Here is a 20,268-nt window from a genome sequence, read left to right as displayed (position 1 = left end):
TAAGCAGATCGTCGTCTGGTTTAAAGTCGGCATACACCAGATTTATCTATTTCTCGTCCAATGCCGTTCCCGCCGCGTTTAGAGATGGCGTTTTACGGGTTAATCTAGAACATTGAGCGAATTCTCAACATTACCGCACCAATCCATCGGAAGAATGCCTTCGCGAACGTAGCGGTGAAAAGAGGAATACGGCCAATCGCATACTCGCTTGACGTGACCATGTTTTAGCGGATTGGCATGAAGATAATCAACATGTTGCGCATAATCGCGATCGGTCGTAATGGTATGTTCCCAATAGCGGCGCTGCCAGATGCCGCGTTCGTCCCGTTGGCGGCGGGCGGATGAGAGGCGTTCGGTGCGGGGCAATCCTTTTGAAAATAGCAGCTTGATCAAGCGCCAGCGGACAGGGAAATCATCCGTACCGGGCGGTAGCGTCCAGATGGCATGCATGTGATCCGGCAGTACCACCCAAGCATCAATGTGAAAGGGATACAAAACCTTAACCCGCCTGACCGAATCCCGTAACAAATCGATATGATCCGTCAACAAGGTTCGTTGCCGCTCAAGCAAATTGACCGTGAAAAAGTAACAGCCACCCGCGACGAAGCTGCGTCGATAATTTGGCATCGCTCCCCATCCCAAATAAAAACAAGCATAGCAAATGGGACGAGGCGTATGGCGGTTTCGCGCCAGCAAACCGCCAATGCCGAATGTTCACCGAAAACGAAAGAGCAAAATGCTAGTTAGAGTTTGCTCAGTAAATCAGCCATAGGCCTGTACAAGCCGAACGACCGAGTGGGGCTGAGCGCTGGGTTAAAAACATTTGCTTCCAGGCATGTGCAACTGTCTTGATCAAACCCGCAAGGCAGCATTGACTGAGGCCAAAAAAGATCCTTTGCAGGATCAGCAGGTTCATGACCAGGAAGATGGTGTTGATCCAGGCAAAAGAGGTATTGGCGCGCTTGGCCCGGATGTCGTTGAGCCGGTAACCCTTCTTGCCCTGGCCGAATTTGCCCTTGATGGGAATGCGCTGCAGGTAGTCTTGCCGGCGCTGCGCCTTGGCTTGCTTGAGCTGTTCGCGATTGGCGTCGGTCACTTGCTGGGGCGTCCGAGCGGCTTGCCGGCAAAGCGGATGCCGCGTTGTTTCAAGTAGCTGCGGTTGGCGCGCGTGCCATAGAGCGGATCGGCGATTACCCTTTCCGGATAGTGGCCGTAGCGCTCGCGGTAAGCTTCAACCTGTGTAGGCAAGTCCAAGCCTTCATGAAAGGCGTCCCAACGCAGGTGATCGACATGGGCCAAGCCGTCGCCGGTTAAACTGACGCTGAGCTTGGCGCCAAACTCGACCGGCTTGTCTTGTTTGCCGCGCACCATCGGTCGCACATACGGCTTGACGATACGCTGGTCGCAGCGGTGGGTCTGGGTGCGATACATCTCCCTTTGCTGTAGGTACAGGTGCTGGATTACCCTGTAGCGATGCAGTAGCCAGCCGGGCAAAGGCAGGGGCTGGCCCTGCGGAATCGGCGCCATCAGTTGCTCGATATGGCCCAGGTTGCGGCGCAGATACTGCAATTGCTGTTTGATGCCCCGGCGCCATGACTTCCGGCCAGGGCGCTTTTGTTTGGCGATGGCCAGATACGCGGCGCGGGCTTGCCGGCGATAGGTTCTGGGTTTAGTGTCAACCTTCAGGTTGGCGCACAGGGTGTCGATGATTTTCTCACTGAATTCACGCGCTTCGTTCAACAAACTCAAATCGGTGGGAAAACGGATGGCTTGCTCGGCCCCGGTGGCATCGACAATCAATTGGCCGCGATGCTTGGCTGGCGTGGCTTCTGGCTCAGTTGTTAGCTGGCAGGCCTTGATAATAGCTTTCCGCCAGTTCGTCCCAGGGGATGCATTCGCTGAGCTTGACCCAACGATTGTTTTTATCCAGGGCCGTCTCAAAGGGCCAGTCGAATTCGGCCATCGTCAGTTGTTTTGCGCTGGTAGTTCGAATCATCGCTGCACGGTTTTTGGCAGTAAGAGCGGGTTTTTCATGCATTAATTATAGCAAATTATGCCTAATATTTATTTTTATTCAATGGGTTATATTTACTGAGTAGACTCTAATTAGCGCACAAATAGCGGACGATGCTGTTAGACTCCCAAACTGCCAGGTAGCCATCGGCCAACATTGGAATACGACCATGCGGATTCATGGCTAGAAAATCGGGCTGGTCGAGACCGTCTGCACTACCGCCGGCATCAATATTCTGATAAGGTTAAGTCCAGTTCGCCGACAGCCTATACATCCTCTTAGAAGCTGTTTGGAAACTCCAAAGCCAAGCCAGATGGGGCAAGGCTTTGGGGATCTTTAATCGTTGAACTGATGTTTATGGCTGAATGCCACACCAGTCGTAGTCTTGGTTGATAATTTCCAAACAGCCTCTTAGGCATTATCTTCCACCTGCCAATTCAATGAATGTGCCTGTTGAATATGATGCCTCATCAGATAGCAGCCACATGATTGCATTTGCTACTTCGGTGGGGTGGCCACCTCGTTTCATTGGCAAAGACTCTTTTATCCGATCTACACGCCCTGGCTCACCACCATCAGCATGCATGTCGGTATAGATAAATGCAGGGCGCACAGCGTTAACGCGAATGCCTTCTTCCGCCACCTCGCGGGATAGACCTATAGTAAACGTGTCGATAGCGCCTTTGGATGCTGCATAATCAACATATTCACCCGCTGACCCAAGTCGTGATGCGGCAGATGATACATTAACAATAGCTCCGCCTTGCCCGCCATGTTTTATGGACATGCGTTTCACGGCCTCTCTTGCGCATAAAAAAGAACCGACTACGTTCGCCGCTAGAATTCTATTTAGTCGGGCAGCATCCATATCCTCAACCTTCATTTGCCTTTCAAGAATGCCGGCATTATTGACCAGTGCCGCAATAGGCCCCATTTTCTCATCAATGATTTTAAATAGATTTTTAACATCCGATTCCAAAGAAACATCGGCTGCAACAGCAATGGCCTTTCCGCCGCTTGCTTCAATCTCCTCAACGACTGTGTGAGCAGCTGTTTGGTTTTTATGATAATTGACGCACACATAATATCCGCAAGCAGCTGCAAGCCGCGCCGTTGCTGCACCAATTCCACGGCTACCGCCAGTTATCAGTATTACTTTAATCACATTTATAAAGGTACTCGATTTTTGGTTTATTTACCTAAAGGATGCGCTGATTAAATCCTTCGACAAGCTCAGGATGAACGGTAAGTGGTTGATTCCGTTCGTAGGGAGCTTGTCGAACCATGAGCGGAATCGATTTATTCAGCAATTCCCCAGGGAATTAGATAGTTAACAACATATTTACCGCAAAATTTACATCAACCCAATAAAGCCTTGATCTGCATTAGTTTTCCTCTTCCGTATACCATCTGGACAAAGTAACTGTGGTTGGTAAAGATCAAATTTCAACCATTGAGTCAGATGGAACGTTCGACTGCAGGGGTCGTATTTACTCAGACACCAGCCACTCCTATCCCGTAATTATGGCATTCTACGCAGCTAGAGCTTTACGTTCTCACGCAGTCCACCATTGACGGCACCGCAATCATTATCCCCACACTTCCAAAACTGCTTTCCCGTCTTGGCTAGGCTGGGCCAGCCGTTGGGCAATCAGGTAATTTATCAGGCCGTGGCAGTCCAGCAGAACGTTGTCATGCGCTTCCGCCAATCCGGCCAGCCGGGTTGCGGCCTGTCGAGCCCGACAATTGGCGGCGGCATAAGCTTCGCCGTTTTGCTAGAAACCGGCCAACCAGAGTAACCGGCAAAATGTCCCCCAAACCGCAATGGGCAATGTAACCGGGCCGCCGCCGAAATGCGGATGCGCCGATTCGCGAAACAAGCTATCCGTCACATACATATCGGCAAACCTCATCGCATGAGCCGATTCGACCGAGCGCCACAAGTCGCTGCATACCACGTAGTTATAGATTCGGCAATATGAAGTTTTAACTTATTTTCAGATCAATACCTTCGGAACCGGCGTGTTTCCTGGTCTACAGTCCAAGCCATAACGAATATCTTCAAACTTCAGAGGGCCGGATTAATAGCATGGTGCAGTTAAAAAAATACATGATTAATCGACAAACGGCGCACAGATAAAATCAATGTCGCCGTAGTCGCAACCGCACTGGCTCAACTGCGCGGTGATTTGGCCGCGATGATGGGTTTTATGTAGCAACAAGGTGGTCAACATGATCCCGACACTCAAATCCTTGTCCTGTCCGGTGGACAGGCTGCGAAACGCGATGCGCCGTTGCAAATCGTCGATTTGCAAGTTTTGAATCCAATCCAGCAAGGTTTGGTCGCAATTGGCTTGCGCCGCCCGCAATTCGTCGAAATCGGCGTAAAGCTCCAAGTCCAAGCGCTGGTAAGGCGCGGGCCGCTCCTGCAATCGGGCCAGCCAGACGCGATCCCCCAACAGCAAATGGTTCAAGGTACCATGGATGGATCCAAAAAATACGCCGCGATCCCGTTTGCGTTCGTCGTCCGCCAAGGTGTCGCAAGTGCCATACAAACGCTGGTTCACCCATTGACTGTAACGTGCCTGCAACAGCAAATTTTCCAGAAAATTCATCTTTCACCTCCGCACTCTACGGCTATAGTCCGCTGAAAAGCCAGTTGCAACCGGCGGAACACCGGTCCGGGGCAACTAGGCAATAGTCGGCAGTCGATACTGGCCACCGGAATAAGTTCCGCGCCGGTGCCGGTCAAAAAACATTCGTCGGCGGCATACAAATCGTAAACGCCCAAAGGCTGTTCGCAGGTTTCAATGCCGTCGGCTTGCGCCAATTCTAACACCAAAGCGCGGGTGATACCTTCCAGCGCGCCTTCGCTGCAGGATGGCGTCAATAAGCGGCCATTGCGGACGGTGAACACATTATCGGCGGTGCCTTCGGCCACCCGGCCTTGCGCGTTGAGCAGTATCGCCTCGTCGACGCCGGCATGGTTGGCCTCGATTTTTGCCAGAATGTGGTTCAAATAATTCAGGCTTTTGATGCGCGAATCCAGGCCGTCGGCCGGCAAGCGGCGCACCGACGACACCATCAAGCGCGCACCGGCCTGTTGTTGATCGATGTATATCATCGTCAATTGGTCGGCGATGGCGATGACATTGGGCTGCGAACAATTTTTGGGATTCAAGCCCAGCGGTCCGGCACCGCGCGTCACCATCAGACGGATATAGCCGTCGTCATCGGGAAACGCATCGATCAACCGTTCGATGACGGCTGTTAATTCGTCGGTAGAGAGCGGTATTTCCAGCGCAATCGCCCGCGCCGACAGCCGCAGCCGCTGCAAATGCCGTTGTAGCCGAAAAGCGCGGCGCCGGTAAAAGCGTATGCCTTCGAACACGCCGTCGCCATACAGCAAACCGTGGTCGTTGACCGGGACAACCGCTTGATCGGTGGACAACAGTTGGCCATTCAGCCACGTTATCGAATGGGTACTCATCAAATTCTCCTGAAAATTGAGTGTCGGTTTTAGGATTTTCTGCCGTCCAAGACGCAAGCGGCGACCAGTGAGGCGGTTGCCAATTGTTCAATCTCGACGCTTTCGCCGATCAAGGCCGAACCGGCCGCCATGCTGAGAAACGGCTGCAGCAATCGAATATCGGATCGAGTTCCGCCACCGCCAGCCGGGTTGCCGGCAAGGTCAGGCTGAAACCGAAGATACCGGTGGAACTAAACCAATAACCGCGCTTGAGTTCGGAGGGCTGGGGAGAAATCGTATGGTTTCGACCGCCAACGGCAAACGTGGCGCGGTTCAACAAGCGGAATTTCATAGTCTTGCTCTGCTTGATCGGAGGCGCCAGTTTAGACTATGATCAGGCAATCAATACAGATGCAAAATCTGTAAATTATATCGATACAATTTTGACTCATAATGAATTGTATCGATAGCCAAGCGCCGAAACTGTATTGCAAACGCCATGAATCTACGCTACGAAAACCTCGCCGAACATTTGCTCAACGCCATCGCGCAGAATCTGTACCGACCGGGAGAACGTCTGCCCAGCGTGCGCCAACTCAGCCAACAACATCAGGTCAGTACCGCGACGGCGGTCAGCGCATTGCGGTTGCTGGAGGACCAGGGCCATCTCGAAGCTCGCCAGCGCTCGGGCTATTACGTCAGGACGCGTCCGCGCTGTTCGCTACAGGAACCGGCGATTTCGGCGCCGTCGCGCGAACCGTCGCTGGTGACGGGTCAGGAATTGGTGTTGCGTTTGGTCAAGGCCGCCAACGATCCGAGAATCGTGCAATTGGGCGCGGCAGTGCCGGCAACGTCGTTTTTGCCGACGCAAAAAATGGCCCAGCTATTGGCCAACGTTGCCCGCCGTTACAGCCAACGCATTGCCAATTACGAGTTTCCGCCCGGCGTGCCGGAATTGCGGCGGCAAATCGCCCGCCGCATGTCGGAACAGGGCTGCCCGATCGCCCCCAACGACATCCTGATCACCAACGGCTGCCAGGAAGCGATGACGCTGGCGTTGAGAGCGGTTACCCGGCCGGGCGACATCGTCGCCGTCGAATCGCCGACCTTTTACGGGCTGTTGCAAATCATCGAATCGTTGTCGCTGCGCGCGATCGAAATTCCGACCCATCCGCGCGACGGCATCGCGCTGGACGCGCTGCAACTGGCCTGCGATCAATGGCGGATTAAGGCTTGTATTGCGGTGCCCAACTACAGCAATCCCTTGGGTTATTGCATGAGCGACGAACGCAAACGCGCGCTGGTGGAGTTGGTCAACCGCTACCGGATCGCGCTGATCGAGGACGACATTTACGGCGATCTGGGGTTCGGCGTTCAGCGCCCGTCGATGGCGAAAAGCTGGGACAGCGAGGGACGGGTGTTATATTGCTCGTCGTTTTCAAAATCCCTGTGTCCCGGTTTACGGGTGGGTTGGCTGGTGGCCGGGCCGTACCTGGAACAAACCGAATACCTGAAATACGTTGGTAATCTGGCAACGCCGACCCACGCGCAATTGACGGTCGGGGAAATGCTGGCCAAGGGCGGCTACGAACGCCATCTGCGCCAGGCGCGCAACCAATACCGGCAAGCGGTGGAAAGAATGACGGCGGCCATTGGCGCTTATTTTCCGCCTGGCATTCGCGTTACCCAGCCGGAGGGCGGCTTCGTGATATGGGTGGAGCTGCCGGAAACTGTCGATGCGACGACCTTGACCCGGCGAGCGTTGCTGCAAGGTATCAGCATCGCGCCCGGCCAGATGTTCTCGGCAACACAAAAATACCGCAATTTCATCCGCCTGAATTGCGCGGTGGATTGGGACGAGCGGGTCAATCAAGCGTTGGTCAAATTGGGACAGATGGTCAGCGAGCAATAACCCGGATTGAACAACATACTTATAAGCTCTTAACAAAAAATCGTCTGGTGTTTAGAATGTAAAGATTTATGAAGCCAGCCAAGGAAGGAAATGCGAGTTGTCCGTGTTGAACTGACCGACACCGATCGGGAGTTGCTCCAAATCATCGTCAAAAAAGGCAGCGACTGGCGCGAACGAGAACGAGCCCAAGCGATTTTACTGCTCGCCGAAGGGCATACGACGTTCGAAGTGGCGGAAAAGCAAGGGGTGTTGCCGGAGACGATCCGGGAACGGCGGCGCAAATGGTTCAAAGCCGGTTTAGCCAGCCTACCCGACCAACCACGCAGCGGAGCACCGAGCAAGTTGAGTGATGAACACCGGGCGCGGTTAAAGGCGTGGATCGAGGCCGAACCGTTAACCTGCCGGTTCTTGGTCGATCGCCTGGAAACCGAATGCGGCATTCGCCTCAGCGCCAATACCTTGCGTAACGAGTTGAAACGCATGGGATATGTCTGGAAGCGGACGCGCTACAGTTTAAAAAAAAGCGCGACCCCGAGCGCTTCGCACAAGCCCAGCGCGACATAGCAGAGCTCATCGTCCAGGCGAAGGCCGGCGCGATCGAGCTGGCTTATGTCGACGAAGCCGGGTTTGCGCCGCAACCGCCCAACCGTTCCGCCTGGACGAAAAAGGGCGAAACCCATGCCGTCACGGCGAAACGGGGGCGACGACTGAATGTGATTGGGGCCATGCTGTCATCGGGAAAACTGGTGATGGCAAAACTATGGCAGAGCATCAATGGGTTGTGGTTCTTTGCCTTCTTGATGACCATGCTGGATAAGGTCAGCAAGCCTTTGGTAGTGATCCTGGACAATGCGTCCATCCACACCGCCAAAAAACTGAAACCTTACTGGGACTTATTGGAAGAAAAAGGCATGCGGTTTTATTTCCTGCCGCCTTACAGCCCCGAATTGAACCGGATTGAATTGCTTTGGCACAAGATGAAATACGAATGGCTCAAATTCAAACTGTATACGCCGGATGAGCTGGAACGGGCCATCGACGAAATTGGGGAAGAGTTCGGCAATTTATACAGGCTGACTTTTTGAGAGGCGCTTAGCAACTAGCGAACAGCATGCACTCCAAGAAGGAAAAAATATGATTGTCACTACTAAAGATGGAGTAAGGAAAACAAACTACGGAGTTTTTTTCTTGGTTTTGTCACATGGCCATGACGCCATGATTACCAAAATGGTTTACAAGCCTGGCGATAGGGTGTGCCCCTACACGATCACCCAAATGAACAGAGTGGATTCGTTCTGGCTGGGAAATACCGAATAAAATTTTCGGGGTATGACCAAGAAATTGGTCCGGGAGATTCATACACTATCCCCGCCAACGTGCCGCACAGTATTGAAATATTGAAGGCAGGAGAAGTATTGGATATATTCACTCCGCCGCGCGGAGATTTTTTGGATGCAAAATAACGCGTTCAACGCTGGCTTGCAAAAAGGGGCGTGTGCGCCACTTTTTGTTCGCCGGTTAACGCGAACGCCAAGTACAGACCACAACAAGCCCCCTATCCAATGAACAGAGAACTCGCCGAACACTTTACCAAGAACTGGCTCGATGCCTGGAATGCGCATGACCTACCGCGCATCCTGGCCCACTACACCGATGACTTCGAAATGTCCTCGCCGCTTATCATCCAAGTGACCGGCAATCCGGAAGGTCGGCTTCAAGGCAAGCAGGCAGTCGGCGACTACTGGGCCAAGGCACTGACACTTTTCCCGAACTTGCGCTTCAACCCCCTATGCACGCTGATTGGAGTCAACAGCGTCGTGATTCACTACGTGGGCGCCACCGGCAAACGTGTGGCCGAGGTTTTCCACTTCAATGAAGCCGGCCTGATCTTCCGCGCTCAGGCGCACTACGAGCCATGAACCTCACTCCTCCCCACAAAAGTACAGCCCATGAGCAATCCTAAGCCCCCCATCGCGGTGCAAGCGGCCGAAGTGCCGCCTCGCACCAAGCCCTCGAATTATCCTGAACCATTTGCCTCGCGAATGAAGGGGAGAGAAAAGCGGCAACTTGGCGATCTCTTCGGTCTAACCAACTTTGGCGTCAACTTAACCCATCTCGCCCCGAAATCGCTCTCTGCTCTTCGCCATAGTCACACCAAACAGGACGAGTTCATCTACATCCTCAGCGGCTATCCGACGCTGCGAACTGACGAGGGCAATACTCAACTCGCGCCGGGCATGTGCGCTGGCTTTAAGGCCGGAACGAGTAATGCACACCACTTGATAAACGACACTTCCGAAGTCGTCGTCTACCTCGAGATCGGCGATAGAACTCCCGGAGATCAGGGGGCGTACCCGGACGATGATATCCAAGCCGATCTCAAGGACGGCAAATGGCACTTCACCCACAAGAACGGAACGCCTTACTGAGGATAATTGCATCGGCTGCTTTCGAGCAATTTTATTGATTGCTAAGGTCCATGGGGATTGCGAATTCATCAGACACATTGAAGATTTAAACGATGGCGTCCAGGTAGAGATGATAACGAGTATGCTTCCTTTCGCCTGTCCTTGACAACGCGCCCTTGCCGACCAAGTCCTGCAAATCCCGTGTCGCGGTGGCTCGGGTTGCGCCGGTGATGTTGATGTATTTTTCGGCACTCAGCCCGCCCGTGAAGCCTTCCGGTCCTTCCCGGAACATCCTGGCCAGCGCTTTTTCCTGACGCGCATTCAATTGGCCCCGTAGCCGATCATACAATTTGGTTTTTTTGATCAAAAACTCGATCCAGCTTTGGGTATAGGCTTGAGCGGCTATCACCCGATCCGCGAAATAGATCAGCCAATCAGTAATCTCGTTGTGTCGATTGGCGCGCTCAAGCGCTTCGTAGTAGGACTTTTTGTGGCGTTCGATGGTGGTGGCAAGTGCAATCAGGGTCGGTTGACCCAGACATTGAGCCAGCGCCTTTTCGGCAAGCGCCCTTCCAATACGGCCATTGCCATCTTCGAAGGGATGGATGCTGACAAAATAGAGATGGGCCATGCCGGCGCGCAATAAAGCCGGCAGCGGGTTTTTTCCCTCTGGTGCTGTATCGTTAAACCAGGCAATAAACCGATCCATCTCCGGCATCATTTGCTCGGATGGGGGGGCTTCAAAATGCACTTTTGGCGCATAGACGGCGTCGGACACGATTTGCATCGGCTCCGGGTGAGTCCGGTATCGACCGATGTCATGCAGGTCACGGCGACCATTCGCCAGCATTTGATGCCATTCGAATAGCAGGGTATGGGACAGAGGCGCAGCAAACCCCCGATACAACGACACCATCAATTCCGCGATGCCTTGTTCAGCCGGGGAGACTTTGCGATTGTCAGACAGCAAGCCGAATTGGCGGCGAATAGAGGACTGAAGACTATCGCGGTTAAGGGTTTCTCCTTCAATCTCGGAGGTTTTCAGGGCTTCATTACTGATCAACTCGATGGTTAATTGCCGCTTGTCATCTTCGCCAAGGTGTCTAAAAGCGCCGAATAAAAGACCGGCGCCCAGCAGCAGCCGCTTTTCGCTTTCCTCAATCCGGGATGGGTCGTAGCTAAAATCAGGCCAGTCAGGCTGCTGCCAGTTCCAGATCATGAGTGATATCTCCTCCTCTTATAACTCATAATAAGCAACCATATGAGTTATAGAAAGTATTTTTTTAACTCATTTGCCTCGTTGAAGAAAGTTTCAGTGAAATTCAAGTTTTCCGGATGTAAAAATAAAGCGTTTGAATCGAATGTCATCCCGATCTACGTGTTTTCCTGATTCACTGCGTTGTAATGCTATGGAAAAAACCGTTAAACTCGCTTCTGGGTATTGGCCAAAAACACATTCAGGGCAGCCGCTACCACAAAGATGCCGACTGGGATCGCTTGCGGCGGCACCGGAAACGGCAGCGTTAGCCCCATGAACAACAGATAGACGGCGCCCAGCATCAGATAAAGACTGTAGCGATGCGCCATGGGGCTGGGATAATCGAAATTGGTCTGGCTGATTTTGCGTCGAATCAGACCGTCGATTGCAAAGGGCATGAGGGTGACAGCCAACAACGGCCACCACATCCACGCCATGATCAACCGTTTGATCATCTGGTACACGGTCTCCCAAAGCACATCCAGTCGGCTTTGGATAAACGGAAAGAAATCCCGGCGGCCGACATCTTCAAAACCTTTCGATAGTTGCCGTTCGCGTTCGGTCGGAATGAAGTAGTGGTAGACGCTCTCCCGGATTCCGGTACTTACGAAGAGCCTATCAAACCCTTGTTGGCTGGTCCGGCGGATTTCCGCCTCTTTCTCGACGCCGATATAGGCGATCAGCATGTGGTCCTCGGCCGTTTGAATCTCCCTGGTCCAACGATCCGAGACCAGGCAGGCCACCAGAACGATTTCCAAGAGCCAGATCATCAAGCTGAGCAATAAATTACGCTGCACGTTCAATCCTTGCCGGTGTCGAGGACTGAACGCAGCACCGGCAGTCGGCCTTTAACGATTCGTCCGCCCGACAATTTGGCGATGTAATGCAGGTCAGGGAGTTGCCCCAACAGCTGCGGCGCAAACAAATCGCCCTCCTCTTCCATCAAACGCTCGCCGACATTGCCGGAAAATACCGTGGGATTCGTCGCGCTGGTGGCGACACCCTGAGTACGCATGATGTATTTCAGCCGGGTCTTGGGCAGATTGTCGGTAATGTACTGCTGGGTTTCGCTATCCATGATGCGCAGGGCGATCAGATTATTGACGTTGCCGAGAACCTGCCGGGCTTTATCCTGGGAGCCCGTGCGCGCCGCAAAGTCGGCAAAAGTCTGGGTGGCAATGAACAACCGTATCTTGGCGCCGCGGCCTTTGTTCAAGACTTGAATGAAAGGATCATTGATCACTTCGGCGGCTTCATCGACAAACACATTCACCGGTCTGTCCGAGGCCCCGTAGTTGTAGCGATCACCGGCAACGGCGGCGAGATCGGCCAGTAGAATCGAACCAATCGCGCTGCCGACCAAGCCATCCGACAGAGAATCCAGGCCGATATACGCCACTTGCGCTTTTTCGATAATATGGCCGGTATTGGTGATGGGGCGAAGATCATCCACATCATTCGGATTGGGCGACAGTAAAGGTCCTAAAGGACCAGACGTCAGCATATTCATGATCGGAATCAAGGAGGCCACCATCTTGCTGAAATGGGTGCGATCGTGTTCGAATAACGATAACAGGCCTTCCAGATCCAGGTTGGCCGCCTGGTGCTGCACAACTTCCCGATAAAAGCGCACCAGGCCGGCGGCTTTGGAATCAATGTCTTTGGCCGCTTTTAAATACGGTCTGGCCTCCCGCCGCCAATCGCCTAGACAGGTGTCGTAATAGCGTTCCAAAGCCTGAATGACCAAGGTGGAAGGGCCGCCTTCCAGATAACGGCGCAGCTTGGCTAAGGTCGGCCTTTCCTCGATCACCAAGAGCCCTTGAATCACGTTGTCCAATGACTTCTGGCCAAATGCCTTGAAGGGATCATTGGTCGTCTCGCCCGGCGAAATGGCGGTAATGCGGCTGGCAATTTCCGAAGGGCGGTTGAAATTGTGCAGGGGATCCAGACGCACGCTGTCTTCCGGGAAGGCCGGATGGAAATAGACGAAGCGATCCGGGCGCTTGGCCAATTGACAGGCCCGCTTCGCTGATGCCATCAGGTCCTTGTCGCCTTTGGGATCGATGATGATCACCGCTTCACCGCGCAGCACCGCCTGCGTCACCAGCAAATCGAACGCCCGCGTCTTGCCGGCGCCGGTGGTGCCGACGATCAAGGTATGGCCGGCCGTATGTGGAAGCGGCTGCCGGACATCGCTTTCCGAAATTTCAAGCCCATGAATCCAGGCGGAGCCCATGCGTTGATGATCCGTCGGAATGAGGGTGGAAACATCGCGTTTGAGAATTTCGTAAGCGAGCTGGGCATGGCTTTGCACCCAATCAAAACCCCAGCCGAACCATAACTCTTCCGGGTGGCGTTTCACAAACTGCTTGAGCTTGTCGGCTTCCAGATACTGAAACCGGAATTGCCGAAGGCGTCTTTTGCGGACCCAGAGACTTATCGCGGGCGGCAATCGCCACAATATCATGAGGCCGCACACCCCCATTAGCCAGTCGAAAGGCTCACGCGGCAAACCCGACCAGCGGTTGACCCAAAAGGCCATGACAGCGCCGCCGAGCCAGCCGGTAATCGAAATGACTTCGAAGAGAGGCCGCCAGGGAAACTGATAATCGTAATCGGACTTCATGGACCGATTCTGACTTTGATGTCACCGTTCTCGATTCGACAATCGGGATGGCTAGCCATCTCGCGTAATAGCGTGCTGCGCTTGAGTCCGGGATGCTGTTGCAGACATTGAACGAGGTTAGACTCCTCAACAAGGCACCAATCTTTGTCAACAGGACCCGCTTTTGAAACCGGCCTGGTTTTTCTCAATTGGTCGATCAAGGCCATGACCGCTTGACTGCCAGATGGCGTACTGTGGGCCACCTTCGTCACGAAGGGCTTGGTCGAAACGGTATCGACAGCGGACTTTTGTTTCGATGGCTTTTGGGTAATGGATGACTCAGGATCAGATTGCTGTTTGGGCTGGGAAAATGCCTCGGGTTTGGCTTGCGCCGGTTTCACGGCTAGTCCTTTGGCCGCCCGGGTTTCTGCAGGCACCGGATTATCTGCAATCGAAGCTTTATTGGGGTCAAGCCGCTTCCCGGGCTTTTCAGACCTGATTGGCAAAGGTTTAACCTTTTTGTCCTTAACAGGTGTTCGTTCAGCAATTCTCGGAGCTTGTTCCATGGCAACGGCTAGCGAACCGGGTACCTGAATGAGCTGTTTCAGAAAGCCACTGGGTTCCTGGGCCAACAGTACCCCCGAACCTGATTGATCACCTGTACCTTACGCATGGGGGAAAGAACATCGGTCACCAGCCAGCCTTTCTCTTCCAGGGTCTTGATGAATAGGTTTTGTTCGACATGGAGTTTTTGCGCCGTGTCCGGAAATGGCAATAACCATTTTCCCTGAGCCTCCAACAGATCGACGCCCCACTGTAAATTTCCCGAGTTAATTTCGTCAGCCAGCTGAATGAGCCATTCTCCAGCCAAGCCATGGGCATCATATAGCCAATTTCTGGCTGCATCGACACTGTCGATTTTGGACGGAGGGATAACTGGTTGTTCGTTGTTTGCCTCAGGATTGAGCGAAGTGTTTGGACGTTTTAATTTTTTCGATGTGGCGGCCTTTTCGATGGGTTGTACGGCATGTTGAGAAATGGCCATATCCGTGTTGATCGGTTCAACCCCGGCAGTCGGGTTTAACGGCGTGTCACCCATTTCATCCTTATTCAACTGATCTGGGTATTCCGGAAGGATCCGTTGATCAGGCGCCGTCGCAACCTCCGGGTTGCTAGCAAGCATGTCATTCTGCTCTTGATTGATTCCCATTGCCGACGTGGCCATCGCGCCATCACCCTCGAAGGTTGTTATCATCTGCGCATTCCGTTGAGCCTCTAGCTCTGGTTTGCCTTGTTCCGATTCAGCTTTAACGACTGCCTGGAGGTCTTCATCGACCTCGATCCCTTCGATGGCGACCGGTGGCTCATTGCTATAAATCAATTCCGTTGAAGCCAGACGCAGCATGTACAAAACCACATCCAATCCCTGAGGCTGCATGCGCCAATAGCGATAATGCCGGCCATCAGGCAAGGTCTTCGGAATTGCCAAGCCGCGCTCGATCAAAATATCGGCCAAGGTATCTTCATCGCGCGGAATGCCGGGGACTTTGTCTTTGGCGAGCAGGTCAACGATATCCTGAGCGCCGGTCCGCCAGACAATATGAATGCCTTCCTTGAACCGCCAGAGGCGCGCGCCCTTTTCATTGGCCAGCCAGTGTCCCGACTTGATCAAGCGCCGCATCGCATCGAACAGGTATTTTTCAACCGGCATCCCCATCGCCGAATCGACGGTATGATAATGCGCCTTCAGGTCACGCTCGACGCTCTTCCGATCCGCCGCCATGACCAGTTCATATAATTTCGCACCGCGGTCCAGGCCGTGGATAGCTTCCAGCATCGCCTGCATGATGTCGGGACCTGGCGCCAACAGGTAAGTCCTCGAAGCCCGGGTGAGCACCCGCTCGATCACCAGGGCGGAGAACTGTTCATGGCGCTTATGACGGTTTTCCCGCCAGCGCAAAAAATAACGGTCGATGCCATGTTGGTATGCCCAGTCGGTCAGATTTTCCTCGCAGGGATTCCAGAGATGCTCGCCCTCTCTGTCGACGACAGCGATATCGGAAACCGGTTTACCGATGTCATGCAGCAAGCCCGCAAAACACACCGCCAGGCGCCAACGCAGTTCTTGCTCTTTGCGTTCGCGCGGCGTGGCCTGGGTGGCAAACAAACAGCCTTGCGCGGCCTGCGTTGCCCAATGCGCCACCTCCAAGCCATGCCGGAACAGACCGCCGGCACCCCGATGATGGTGCGATTCCGAGGCCGGCAACAGATGGCTGAAGGCCGCGTAACGCGCAATGACGGGTTCGGCGATGGTCTGATACAGATCGTCCGGCAAGGACAGCGCATGTTCGATCGCTTTGATCAGTTCGACTTGGCTTGCCAGGATGCGCTCGACCGGCGCCGCTGGCAGCCCTTTCATGAACGGCGGGTAGCGTGGAATCTCCTCTTCGGGCGGTGGCGTCTGAACGGTTGATAACGCCGGACGTTGGCCAAACAGACGGTTCCCCAGGCGGCTGATGAAGTCAGTGTAAATTTTTCCCATAACGGTTCATCGTGGCAAACATCGGGGCCGCGTGCCTGACAAAAGATGTCAAAAAGCCCAATCTTTTACGTTAATGCAACGCTTGATTACTTCTACGGTGGTGATTTTTCAAATCATCCCGGAGCCACCATGAAATCGAAATCCCTGCCCTCCTTCCTCCTCATAAACTCACTGTTGAGCACGGGTTGCGCTCATCATGCCCCATCGGCAGAGGTGAGCGAGGCTGTGATCGCGTCGCTGTTACCCAATGATCCATCTGAACTGCCCTGGCGCCTCGATCATGCCTGGCAAGGTGGTGAACTCGGTGGCGCGGCATTACGGTCGGCGTCGATCGAGCATGTCGTCCGGCAGATCGATAATCCGATTCCGATTTCGTCATCCGACTCAGACTTATCGTCAATTAAGCCTGGTGTCGACAACAAAACCGTTACATCTTCAAACTCAAGTGACAAGGAAGGCATCGAGCGCGCCTGGCGGAAGTATTGTCATCACCAACTCGACATGACAGCGGAAGACCACGCTCTCATCGAGCGCATACCGGTTCCTAAGACCATCCTGAAACAAGGCTGCAACCCTAAGAGCCTGTTGAAGTGAGGCGACGATGAAAAATTGTCGCGCTCCCTCAGAACCTTCAGAAATGAATGGTCAAAACTCGGACCCCATCAACCCCAACGATCTTTCCGCCCGATTCGAACAATTGGTCAAGCGCAAAAAAGCTCAGCTGCGCGTTGTCGAACCGTTGACGGCGATTCCCAGTTGGCCGACAACGATGCGAGGCACTCCCAATGCCTGTTTACGCAGTGCCTTATTTGCCGGCATCCAGGGCAAAGAACGCATTGCCTACAAAAAACGTACCTTGCTGGCGTCGGTAGACGGTATCGAAGTCCGTTTTCTGGGCATACAACTGATCCAGTCGGATCTGGATGTCTGGATGCAAATCGTGCATCTGTCCAGGCAACAGTTGCCGGGGTTCAGCGTCACCTTCAGCGCCCATGCGCTGCTGACCGCTCTCGGCAAAGGTACCGGCAAAAGTCAGCACGAATGGCTGAAAGAATCGATGGCCCGCTTGGGCGGAGCCTTTGTCGAGATCACCTTCCAGGGCCGCGACAGTTACGGCGAAAAAGGCTTTCTACGGTATTACCGAGACGAGACAACCCAGCGCTACATTGTCGAGCTGACCGAATCGATGCTGCGACTGTTTGAAGACGGCTATACCCACATTCAATTCGAGCAGCGGCACAAATTGCGCAAACAGCCGCTGGCTCTGTGGCTGCATGGTTTTTTATCTTCCCACGCTGCCCCTTATCCGCTGAAGGTCGACACGCTTCATCGTTTGAGCGGCAGCAGCACAACCAATCTTCGGGACTTCAAGCTGAGATTGCGTAAAGCCTTGGAAGCTCTGGTTGTCATCGGAGCGATCGAAAGTTTTTCGATCGCCGAGGATGCGGTCAAGATCAAAAAGAACCCGACCCCGAGCCAACAACGCCATCTCATCAGCAAACAGCAGGGATGAAAAAGCACGGCATACGGCTGACGCCCTTTTGGGTCGGTCAATGTTCCTGGGATACGGCATTCGGCCGACGCTGACACGGCATTCGACTGACAGAGGCACGGCATTCGGCCGACGGGATAACGGCATTCGGCTGACTCCACACGGCATTAGGCCGACGCAAAGCACGGCATTCGACTGACGTTTGACACGGCATTAGACTGACGCCAAGCCCATTTTTGAAAATCGCTGCAGCCCTTGCTTGACCTGGCATACAGACAATTTGAAGACGCCCAAAATTCTCATGCTAATCTTTTTATAATCTTTATTTAATCTAAATAATAAGGCAGACACGGCTGTGGATAACTCTGTACGGTTTGCCCAAAGCACGAAATAGCCTCATTCAATCCTTACCTAAAACTGGATGCGTCGACTTGACCTTCCAATGGATCGACGGCACGACCTTCGCGTCGCTCTCCAAGTCCAAGAAGAGACAGCAGATGGGAAGTCAAGAAGAACCATGGAGTGGACAGGCACATGCAGACCACTCCCGGCATGTCGGACAATAAAAAGACGCGGCCAGGTGGCTATGTGTAATGGTGTTAATGGCCAATTAAAAACGGTCGGGCTCATTTATCGCCAATTTCAGCTCGAATTAATTGCAAATGAGCTTGCATTCATGGGCTCGGGCTTGCAATGCATCTTCGTGGGCTCAATTTTTTTGCAACTGTAGTGTAGTCCCAATTCTGTCTCATTAGGATCTAGGGCTTCGAACTCGCTCGTCTCAAAAATGCTGAATTGATCCTATTGGTACATGGATATCGCCTCAATCGAGTGTATCGTAAAGGTATAGGCACAAGAAAGCCCATAGATATGTCAGTAGCGGCGAATAAATGTTTAAACTGTCATTGATTATTTAGCGCATGTTTAATAAAATAAGATCGTCTTAAATTTTTTATGGGATTTTAAATGGAGATGTTTCAACAAGTGCAGTTAGACTCCAAGCTTGAAGAGCTGTTGTTGAACGGCATGACATTTATTTCGTGGAATCAGATTTATACCTGGTACAGGGTAGCCAAAATAACTAAAACGCCGTGGCGTGACATTCAAAACCGTTGGAACATCTTATGTGAGAGCCAAGGCATTGACGATCCTTTGGCGATCACTGTGCGTGGAATCACTGGCGGAAAGGGTGGAGTATGGCTCGTTAGGCCGCACATTGAGCGTTTCGATGGCACAGAAACGCAAATTGACGAATTGATCTAGGAGAATTTGATGAGCAATCTATTGAAGAAACATCGTGTAATTGGTATTCGGCACTTTTCGCGTGTATTGAAAGATGCTGGTCTTATTTCAGAAAAAGTAATGTACCCAAGTGAAGCAGTCGCCGAATTGAAACCTATCAAAGTTAAAGCCGACGCGGCACGTCGACAGCGTAATGCGCGTCGAGATGCATCCATTCCTTCTATCATAAGAACAATCGAAAAAATATTGAAATTGCCACATGGTTCCGTAAAAATCATCTATCCAAGCGGTCGCCAAGCGCGCTCGGATGCGACCGTTGGATCGCTTCGGAAGCAATGGAAATAACTTTCAATGCGAGCCACTACAGGAGGTGGCTTTGAAACATAGAAAGGACGGCAAGAGGGCTAGCTCTTGCCATCCTATCCGCTTTCGTGAGTAGGCAGCAACTCGTTGTTTATCCCGAGACGTAAGAGGCCGATCAGCTCACCGCATCGAGTCAATTTTGAATAGCCTGGATGCGTGGTTTTAATTTGCAATTAATGTGAGCCTACGAAAATGGATTGCGAGCCCGACCGATTTCAAATGCAAGCCATTACGGCTATGGATTCAGTAGGCCTATCGAAGCCTGAGCGTGAGGCCTTGCGATAGCCCTGTATGGCATCCCGAATTTTTCCCAGCAAATCGATCTGCTTGCGAATGTCGGCAAATTCGGTTTCCAACTCTTCAATCAGCACCGCCTCCCATTCGGGTTCTCCTTGCAGGAGACGCCCCATGGGGTAATGATAACCCGGCCCTTTTTTGAGATAGTGGGCGATGGGTTTGGTTTGGCCCTGCTGACGAATCATCGCCATCCGAAACCACTCGATACTGAATGACAGGCAAGATTCCCGACGGCGAATACGCACCCCGATTCGGGCCTTTTCCGATGCCGCATGCTGGTTCTGCTCCGCTTTCAATCGCCGCCAATAATCATCGACCAACACCTTGGCCTCTGCGTAAAGCTGATCCACTTTCGTCTCGATCCAGCCGAGCACGTCTTCCTCCGACAACATGGATAAGTCCACATTGGCTTGTTCGTTTTTCATTCACGATCCCTAATACTTAACTACAGGAATTTAGGCCTGAAATCCCTAGGTGATTGATGGGTCCAACAATGGCGTTTCTGGCGTTCATCCAGCAACCCAAACGACTTTCACGCCTATCGGGATTTTGAAGATTCCATCCCTATTGCATTAGGGATTTGGGGATCGACCAAACTTGGTCAACGATCGAGAAATTCCTAATGTAGGAACTTGCCTTCAATTTGATGGGCATTCTGAGCATCGC

The 20,268-nt window shown here is 52.9% G+C and carries 25 protein-coding genes; 10 read left to right on the top strand and 15 right to left on the bottom strand.

From position 1 onward, the window contains the following. Positions 1-99: 99 nt before the first annotated feature. The 9 genes from CC94_RS0110210 to CC94_RS0110175 all read right to left on the bottom strand — a co-directional run bounded on the left by CC94_RS0110210 (position 100) and on the right by CC94_RS0110175 (position 5,835). On the bottom strand, positions 100-627 hold the full coding sequence (locus CC94_RS0110210; RefSeq protein ID WP_031430733.1) for an REP-associated tyrosine transposase: 528 nt from the start codon (positions 625-627) through the stop codon (positions 100-102). Between the two features lie 127 nt (positions 628-754). Then, on the bottom strand, positions 755-1,096 hold the full coding sequence (locus CC94_RS22315) for a transposase (RefSeq protein WP_051911460.1): 342 nt from the start codon (positions 1,094-1,096) through the stop codon (positions 755-757). Beyond that, the gene (locus CC94_RS21450; RefSeq protein WP_051911458.1) at positions 1,093-1,800 is read right to left on the bottom strand and encodes a hypothetical protein; all 708 of its coding nucleotides are present in this window, start codon (positions 1,798-1,800) and stop codon (positions 1,093-1,095) included. The genes CC94_RS22315 and CC94_RS21450 overlap by 4 nt, the downstream gene beginning before the upstream one ends. Positions 1,801-1,834: 34 nt before the next feature. Further along, positions 1,835-2,038 carry a hypothetical protein gene (locus CC94_RS22310; RefSeq protein ID WP_051911456.1) on the bottom strand — a complete coding sequence of 68 codons (204 nt, stop codon included), beginning with the start codon at positions 2,036-2,038 and terminating at the stop codon, positions 1,835-1,837. A 64-nt stretch (positions 2,039-2,102) separates the two neighbouring features. Further along, a complete protein-coding gene (locus tag CC94_RS25490; protein ID WP_425411959.1) occupies positions 2,103-2,171 on the bottom strand; it encodes a thioredoxin domain-containing protein in 69 nt (22 codons plus the stop codon). Between the two features lie 261 nt (positions 2,172-2,432). Then, positions 2,433-3,179 (bottom strand): SDR family oxidoreductase, encoded by a 747-nt coding sequence (locus CC94_RS0110200; RefSeq protein ID WP_031430732.1) that lies wholly within the window; start codon positions 3,177-3,179, stop codon positions 2,433-2,435. 949 nt (positions 3,180-4,128) lie between these two features. After that, complete coding sequence (locus tag CC94_RS0110190; protein ID WP_031430731.1) at positions 4,129-4,629, bottom strand: DinB family protein; 501 nt, start codon at positions 4,627-4,629, stop codon at positions 4,129-4,131. Then, positions 4,626-5,504, bottom strand: a complete 879-nt coding sequence (gene ilvE, locus CC94_RS0110185; RefSeq protein WP_031430730.1) for a branched-chain-amino-acid transaminase — start codon at positions 5,502-5,504, stop codon at positions 4,626-4,628. The genes CC94_RS0110190 and ilvE overlap by 4 nt, the downstream gene beginning before the upstream one ends. Positions 5,505-5,613: 109 nt before the next feature. After that, on the bottom strand, positions 5,614-5,835 hold the full coding sequence (locus CC94_RS0110175) for a hypothetical protein (protein ID WP_031430729.1): 222 nt from the start codon (positions 5,833-5,835) through the stop codon (positions 5,614-5,616). A gap of 147 nt (positions 5,836-5,982) precedes the next feature. On the opposite strand from CC94_RS0110175, the gene CC94_RS0110170 reads away from it, so the two are divergent. The 6 genes from CC94_RS0110170 to CC94_RS0110150 all read left to right on the top strand — a co-directional run bounded on the left by CC94_RS0110170 (position 5,983) and on the right by CC94_RS0110150 (position 9,824). Then, positions 5,983-7,395, top strand: a complete 1,413-nt coding sequence (locus CC94_RS0110170) for an aminotransferase-like domain-containing protein (protein ID WP_031430728.1) — start codon at positions 5,983-5,985, stop codon at positions 7,393-7,395. A gap of 90 nt (positions 7,396-7,485) precedes the next feature. Next, positions 7,486-7,959, top strand: coding sequence for a helix-turn-helix domain-containing protein (locus CC94_RS0110165; protein WP_051911453.1), 474 nt, complete (start codon positions 7,486-7,488; stop codon positions 7,957-7,959). Then, on the top strand, positions 7,881-8,480 hold the full coding sequence (locus tag CC94_RS23025) for an IS630 family transposase (protein ID WP_157203415.1): 600 nt from the start codon (positions 7,881-7,883) through the stop codon (positions 8,478-8,480). The genes CC94_RS0110165 and CC94_RS23025 overlap by 79 nt, the downstream gene beginning before the upstream one ends. 210 nt (positions 8,481-8,690) lie before the next feature. After that, positions 8,691-8,858 carry a cupin domain-containing protein gene (locus tag CC94_RS25485; protein ID WP_425411958.1) on the top strand — a complete coding sequence of 56 codons (168 nt, stop codon included), beginning with the start codon at positions 8,691-8,693 and terminating at the stop codon, positions 8,856-8,858. Positions 8,859-8,957: 99 nt separating this feature from the next. Continuing rightward, the gene (locus tag CC94_RS0110155) at positions 8,958-9,314 is read left to right on the top strand and encodes a nuclear transport factor 2 family protein (protein WP_031430723.1); all 357 of its coding nucleotides are present in this window, start codon (positions 8,958-8,960) and stop codon (positions 9,312-9,314) included. A 30-nt stretch (positions 9,315-9,344) separates the two neighbouring features. Then, positions 9,345-9,824, top strand: a complete 480-nt coding sequence (locus tag CC94_RS0110150) for a cupin domain-containing protein (protein ID WP_031430722.1) — start codon at positions 9,345-9,347, stop codon at positions 9,822-9,824. Between the two features lie 85 nt (positions 9,825-9,909). Here CC94_RS0110150 and CC94_RS0110145 read toward each other — a convergent pair whose 3' ends face one another. From CC94_RS0110145 to mobH, 5 genes are all read right to left on the bottom strand, one after another. Beyond that, positions 9,910-11,022, bottom strand: coding sequence for a Fic family protein (locus CC94_RS0110145; RefSeq protein ID WP_031430721.1), 1,113 nt, complete (start codon positions 11,020-11,022; stop codon positions 9,910-9,912). 203 nt (positions 11,023-11,225) lie between these two features. Beyond that, a complete protein-coding gene (locus tag CC94_RS0110140; RefSeq protein ID WP_031430720.1) occupies positions 11,226-11,858 on the bottom strand; it encodes an IncC plasmid conjugative DNA transfer DtrJ family protein in 633 nt (210 codons plus the stop codon). A 2-nt stretch (positions 11,859-11,860) separates the two neighbouring features. Next, positions 11,861-13,687 (bottom strand): conjugative transfer system coupling protein TraD, encoded by a 1,827-nt coding sequence (gene traD, locus CC94_RS0110135; protein WP_031430718.1) that lies wholly within the window; start codon positions 13,685-13,687, stop codon positions 11,861-11,863. After that, entirely contained in the window at positions 13,684-14,298 is a 615-nt protein-coding gene (locus CC94_RS24720; RefSeq protein ID WP_031430717.1) for a hypothetical protein, read from the bottom strand. Before CC94_RS24720 ends, traD begins: the two co-directional genes overlap by 4 nt. Then, positions 14,271-16,208 carry a MobH family relaxase gene (gene mobH / locus CC94_RS22305; RefSeq protein WP_245619735.1) on the bottom strand — a complete coding sequence of 646 codons (1,938 nt, stop codon included), beginning with the start codon at positions 16,206-16,208 and terminating at the stop codon, positions 14,271-14,273. Before mobH ends, CC94_RS24720 begins: the two co-directional genes overlap by 28 nt. Before the next feature lie 45 nt (positions 16,209-16,253). Between mobH and CC94_RS0110120 the strand changes: the two genes are divergently transcribed. The 4 genes from CC94_RS0110120 (at position 16,254) to CC94_RS23720 (ending at position 19,287) form a co-directional block, all read left to right on the top strand. Then, positions 16,254-16,802: a hypothetical protein gene (locus tag CC94_RS0110120; RefSeq protein WP_245619734.1), complete on the top strand. Its 549-nt coding sequence runs from the start codon at positions 16,254-16,256 to the stop codon at positions 16,800-16,802. A 43-nt stretch (positions 16,803-16,845) separates the two neighbouring features. Beyond that, positions 16,846-17,721 carry a plasmid replication initiator TrfA gene (gene trfA, locus CC94_RS0110115; RefSeq protein ID WP_031430711.1) on the top strand — a complete coding sequence of 292 codons (876 nt, stop codon included), beginning with the start codon at positions 16,846-16,848 and terminating at the stop codon, positions 17,719-17,721. 945 nt (positions 17,722-18,666) lie between these two features. Then, a complete protein-coding gene (locus tag CC94_RS0110110; protein ID WP_031430709.1) occupies positions 18,667-18,963 on the top strand; it encodes a hypothetical protein in 297 nt (98 codons plus the stop codon). Between the two features lie 9 nt (positions 18,964-18,972). Next, positions 18,973-19,287, top strand: a complete 315-nt coding sequence (locus CC94_RS23720; protein ID WP_157203414.1) for a hypothetical protein — start codon at positions 18,973-18,975, stop codon at positions 19,285-19,287. 233 nt (positions 19,288-19,520) lie between these two features. On the opposite strand, the gene mobI is transcribed toward CC94_RS23720, so the two are convergent. Beyond that, positions 19,521-20,027, bottom strand: coding sequence for a conjugative transfer protein MobI(A/C) (gene mobI / locus CC94_RS0110105; RefSeq protein ID WP_031430708.1), 507 nt, complete (start codon positions 20,025-20,027; stop codon positions 19,521-19,523). Between the last annotated feature and the right edge of the window lie 241 nt (positions 20,028-20,268).

Source organism: Methylomicrobium agile (assembly GCF_000733855.1).
Lineage (GTDB): Bacteria > Pseudomonadota > Gammaproteobacteria > Methylococcales > Methylomonadaceae > Methylomicrobium > Methylomicrobium agile.
This window is presented reverse-complemented; position numbering and strand designations above follow the sequence as displayed.